The following is a 4,890-nucleotide window of genomic DNA, read 5'->3' on the forward strand; positions in this document are numbered from 1 at the left end:
GACCAACCTGGCGTGTGGTGCAGCGGCGCAGCGCGAGTTTCCAGGGGAGAAGTGAGGATGCCGAATGGATGCCCGGCAGTCGGCTCTGGCGTCGTCGCGGTTCCTGCCGTGGCCGCTGGGCGCACATCGCCACCCGAAGACTATTGCATCCAGGAAACAGGAGGAACCATCCGATGAAGGCACCATCTACCCGCTTCGCGTTGGCGCCCGCGATGCTCCTGACCCTCTTCCTTGCAGCCTGCGGCGCGGCTGCCCCGCCGGTTGCGGAGCAGGGGTTTGAGGAGGATTTTGCACAGGAGTTTTGCCGCTTCGGATCGATGGAGGGGAGCACCAGCAAAGGGTACGGATGCGTCGACGGCGTATTCCGCGCCTGGATCGACAACGATCAGGAGGTATATGACTTCATCGCCGCTTCGGCGGGCGAGCGCCTCGGGGACGTTCGACTTGAGGCGGATGTGCGCTTCGTCGAAGGCGCCGAAGCTGGCGCTTACCTGCTCTGTCGCGGGAGCCAGGAGTCAGGCAGCTTCTACCTCTTCCGCCTTGGCGCCGACGGTCATGTCGAGATCACCGATTATCTCGGCGGCGAGGAGCAGATCGCCCGCCTGACCGTGCTCGATGAGGGCATGCTGCAGCCGGGCTGGAACCGGCTTCGCGCTGACTGTCTCGGCAATCAACTGTCGTTGTATCTGAATGGCCAGCGTGTGCTCGAGCGTGAGATGGAGGGCGAGGCGTTGGGTCCGGGTGATTTTGCCCTGGGGGCTGGCGGCGCCTCGGAGGGTCTCAGCGATGTGTACTTCGACAACCTGGTCGTCAGCACGCCGTGAGCCAGGAGCGCTCCGCCACGCCTGGGAACGATCCCCTGAAACGTATCTCTGAGATGGTCGCCCGCGTGGCATCGCAGCAGGTGCTCATCGGCGCCCTGCTGGGAGCCAGCCTGCTGCTCTTCTGGCTGAGCGACCGGCTGACCCACGCCTGGCCGCTTCAATTCGCCGTACTGCTGTTGGGCTGCGGCATCGGCGCGGCGGCCTGGTTCAACCTGCGGACAATTCACGCAGGGGTTCAGCCGGGGACTCGGGGCGCCGTCGATCTTCGAAGGGCATGGTCGCTCGGGCAGAACGCGTTCCTGTTGGCCGCCGGATGGTCCCTCGCCTGCGCCGGCGGGGCGGCGCTGATTCTGGGCTGGGACGGGGTGCTGGATGGGATCCTCGCCCGCCCTGGCCTGCTGACGCTGGCCGCCGGCGTGGTGCTGGTGGGCATCGGCATAGGGCGGGTGCTGGCGCTTGACGAGCCGCCGGCCCGTGGCTGGGACGCCGTACTGCGATTCCCGTTGCGCCTGGCGGGTTTGCCGGCGCTTGTGCTCGGGATCGGGCTGTCAGTGATCGGCACAGCGCAAACCCTGGCGCCTGATCGGGTCGCGAGCTGGATCCGGTCGCTGGCCTCGGGTTGGAGGCTCGGCGGTTGACCGCATAGGAGACCCACGATGAGAACACGCACACGATTGCTGACACCGGTGGCTGGGCTGATCGCATTCGCCCTGGCCTGCAGCCTAGGAGCGCCCGCCGCGATTCCCGAGGCCTCCACACCTGGAACCGGCAGCACGCCGGATGCAGCCTCTTCGACGGAGGCGACGAACCCCGGCTCAGGCGGTGACACCGACGGCCCGGCTCCCATCGACTCGCCCGAGGATCTGCCTCCCGGCGATTACTATGAGGCGATTCTGGCCGGGGTCGAGAGCGGGATGTGGACCCCCGAGCAGGGCCTGCTGGCGGTGCTGCGAGCCGTCGCAGGCAGAGGTGAGGATCCATTCGCCCAGACAGAACTCGGCGAGCGCGAGTTGACCGGAGTGATCCGGGAGGCGAGGCGCTACCTCCGCGAAGGGGAAGACCCCGCCGTGCGCGCCGAAATCGACGAGCTACTGGGCGTGATCGTGCCTTCTCCAGACCGGCTCCAGGAATACTCGCGGCCGGAGGGGGAGTCCCGCCGGGGATATCGAGGCCTGGCGGCTCCGGCCATGACAGACCCGAAGTGCGAGGACCTGTACGAAGCGGGTTTCCCGCCCGAGCAAGACATCATCTGCTACCTTGTGGCGCAAGCCCCCATGGGTGCCGAAGGCGTGGATGTGTACTATCCGGCGGATTGGGCCTCCGATCCGGGCTCCAAGGTCTTTGCCGACGCAGCCAAGGCAGCTGTACTGGATGCATGGAAGACCTACAAGCCCTTCGGAAGCATGGGGTCGGTCGGGGTCGTCTTCGCCATGCTGCAGTCCGGAGGGCCGTCGTCCCTGGCCGAGGTCCCTTCGGAGAGTGGGGACGTCTCCTGCTTGATCGTCATCTACCCGCTCGCCTTGTCCAACTACAACCCCGGCGGTTCAGGAGCCTCCGGGATCGCTGGCTTCAAGCAGACGGTTGCCCATGAGATGTTCCACTGCTTCCAGGGCTGGAACTACCCCCAGCACTTCGACGACTGGAGTGCACAGCGCTGGTGGGGTGAGGGTTCCGCGGAATATTTCAGCAACCTGGTGTACCCCACCGTCAACAAGGAATGGAATCGCTTCCCGTATTTCATCTACAAGTCCGCCAACCAGACGATCTTCCAGATGGCTTACGAGAACACGCTCTTCTTCCAGTTCCTCGAGAAGAAGATTCAACCTCAGGGGCTGATCGCCCTCTTTCACCTCCTGCCAACCGGCCAGCCGCACCTGGCGCACATGAAGATGCTGAGCGAGTATGCCGGCATGCCCGACTACTGGCACGAATTCGGCAGGGCAATCATCGATCAGAAACTCGTCGATACGAGTGGCGCCGCAATCCCGGCGTCGTGGCTGCCCGACTATTGGACTGACAAGGTGGGCATCCTCGCCACCCAGGCCTATGACCTTCCCGCCCGCGACTTTGTCCTCGCCCGCTATGACGTGGCGCTGGGCGGGGGGCTGGGATACCACCTGCAAGCGGGCACGAGCGACGACAAGGTCCTGCCCGCCGCCCGGCCGATCGTCGCCCCGCCCTGGACTGGGGTGAAGATTGACCGCGACGCGGGCTGCGCCCGCTATGCCGTGTTGGTCACCAGCCTCGGCACCTCCGGCGTGCCACGCACCTTCAAGATCGATGCAGTCGTCGATCAACCCAACCAAGGCGGTGTGTGTGACACCTGCGTTCTGGGGCGGTGGCGTATGTCGCACCAGAGCTACTCGGACATCTTCCAGACGGTCACCCAGGGGGCGGAGGCGCTCCCGGTGGACAACCTGCTCACGAGCGGCGATTTGGAACTCGAAGCCCGCAGCGACGGTACGCTACTCGCCGAGGCCTTGCCCTTTGGCGTGCAGACCACAGGAAGCACACCCGGCCTGGCGGGGGAATCCATTCCTCTGACGATCACCGTTCAGTTCTCGGGATCCTCGCTGCTGGACTACCTCGCCATGGAGGGGGAGTTCCTGACGACCCTGGTGAGTCCCGGCATCCAGACCCAGTCGCAGGCTGATTTCGGCGGCCAGGTCATCGAAGGTTTGCTGGACGATGCCTTCCTCGCTCCCTTTGGCGCCGGCCCAGAGGGGGCACAGTCCCACTTCACCTACACCTGCACTCCCACCGAGCTCCGGATGTGGGCTACAGAGCCGATCTATGATGACGAGCCTTGGATCTACCAGAAGGTTCCTCAGCCGTAGGCTACGGGGCGGACGTGCCCCATGTCAAGACCTCCGCACTATGCGTGGTGCGGAGGTCTTGACTCACCCCGTAGGGACGCTCTCGTCGCGCCCGATCCGGACTCCCTGCTCATGGGCTCACGCGACAGACGATCGTCGGTTCATCGGCCGGATGGCCCGTGGTCGCTACAGGGAACCGGTCGTGAGGCCAGAGTGCTCCGCCACAGGTGTCGTCGGGCACCTAGCCGCCAGGCGGGTTGGCTTCGCACTCACCCGGATGAAAGCCGAGGCGGGAGCCCGACTCGCGTCCACCCAATGGATGGACGGCAGCGAAGGACGACGACGCCCAGGGCCGACGCGGGGATGCTGGGCGGGCTCACCCCAGCGCCACATCCAGCACCATCATCGTGGCGAAGCCGAGCATGGTGCCGAAGGTAGCGACGTCGGTGTATCCGGCGCGCTGCGCCTCGGGGATCAACTCCTCGGCCACGACGAAGATCATCGCCCCGGCGGCGAAGGCCAGGGCGTAGGGCAGGATCGGCGCCACCAGCAACACGGCCGCCGCCCCGATCACTCCGGCGACCGGCTCGACCATTCCCGAGGCCTGGCCGTAGAAGAACGCCCGCCGGCGGGTGAGCCCCTCGCGCCGCAGCGGCACCGAGACGGCGGTGCCCTCCGGGAAGTTCTGCAAGCCGATGCCTATGGCCAGCGCCACCGCCCCGGCCACCGTCGCCGCCGGAAAGCCGGCAGCCGCCGCCCCAAAGGCGACCCCGACCGCCAGCCCCTCGGGGAAATTGTGCATGGTGATGGCCAGCACCAGGAGCACGCTGCGCCGCCAGCGTGTCGGCAAGCCCTCGGCCTCCTCATCGGAGAACCCGAGATGCAGGTGGGGAAGCAGCATGTCGATCAGCCGCAGGAACCCACCCCCCAGCATGAACCCCACAACTGCCGGGAGCCAGACCGGGAGCGTGCCGCCCTCGGAGAGGGCGATCGCAGGAAGCAGCAGCGACCATACACTGGCAGCGATCATCACCCCGGCGGAGAAACCGAGCATGCCGTCCAGCATCTTGGGCGTGATCTCCCGGAAGAGGAACACCGCCGCCGCGCCAAGGGCCGTCACGAACCAGGTGAAGCCAGTGGCCAACAGGGCCTGCTGGATGGCATTCAGCTCGAGGAACCAGTCAACCAACGCCATGCCTCTCGTCTGAGCCTGGACCCGATCCGTCCCTGTGGGCAGACGCCCAATGCTC

4 protein-coding genes are annotated in these 4,890 nt (G+C 66.1%); 3 read left to right on the plus strand and 1 reads right to left on the minus strand.

What is annotated here, in order from left to right; translation table 11 throughout:
- The first annotated feature begins 173 nt into the window (after positions 1-173).
- The 3 genes from MUO23_10395 to MUO23_10405 all read left to right on the plus strand — a co-directional run bounded on the left by MUO23_10395 (position 174) and on the right by MUO23_10405 (position 3,661).
- The gene (locus tag MUO23_10395; protein MCJ7513363.1) at positions 174-824 is read left to right on the plus strand and encodes a DUF1080 domain-containing protein; all 651 of its coding nucleotides are present in this window, start codon (positions 174-176) and stop codon (positions 822-824) included.
- 65 nt (positions 825-889) lie between these two features.
- Positions 890-1,462, plus strand: coding sequence for a hypothetical protein (locus MUO23_10400; protein ID MCJ7513364.1), 573 nt, complete (start codon positions 890-892; stop codon positions 1,460-1,462).
- A gap of 18 nt (positions 1,463-1,480) precedes the next feature.
- Positions 1,481-3,661 carry a hypothetical protein gene (locus MUO23_10405; GenBank protein MCJ7513365.1) on the plus strand — a complete coding sequence of 727 codons (2,181 nt, stop codon included), beginning with the start codon at positions 1,481-1,483 and terminating at the stop codon, positions 3,659-3,661.
- Between the two features lie 355 nt (positions 3,662-4,016).
- Here MUO23_10405 and MUO23_10410 read toward each other — a convergent pair whose 3' ends face one another.
- Positions 4,017-4,835, minus strand: a complete 819-nt coding sequence (locus MUO23_10410) for a ZIP family metal transporter (protein MCJ7513366.1) — start codon at positions 4,833-4,835, stop codon at positions 4,017-4,019.
- Between the last annotated feature and the right edge of the window lie 55 nt (positions 4,836-4,890).

It is taken from the genome of Anaerolineales bacterium (assembly GCA_022866145.1).
GTDB lineage: Bacteria > Chloroflexota > Anaerolineae > Anaerolineales > E44-bin32 > PFL42.

Excerpts from the sequence above, each read along its gene's own strand:
- MUO23_10395 (MCJ7513363.1), top strand. The coding sequence starts at position 174 with ATGAAGGCACCATCTACCCGCTTCGCGTTGGCGCCCGCGATGCTCCTG.
- MUO23_10405 (MCJ7513365.1), top strand. The coding sequence starts at position 1,481 with ATGAGAACACGCACACGATTGCTGACACCGGTGGCTGGGCTGATCGCA.
- MUO23_10410 (MCJ7513366.1), bottom strand. The coding sequence starts at position 4,835 with ATGGCGTTGGTTGACTGGTTCCTCGAGCTGAATGCCATCCAGCAGGCC.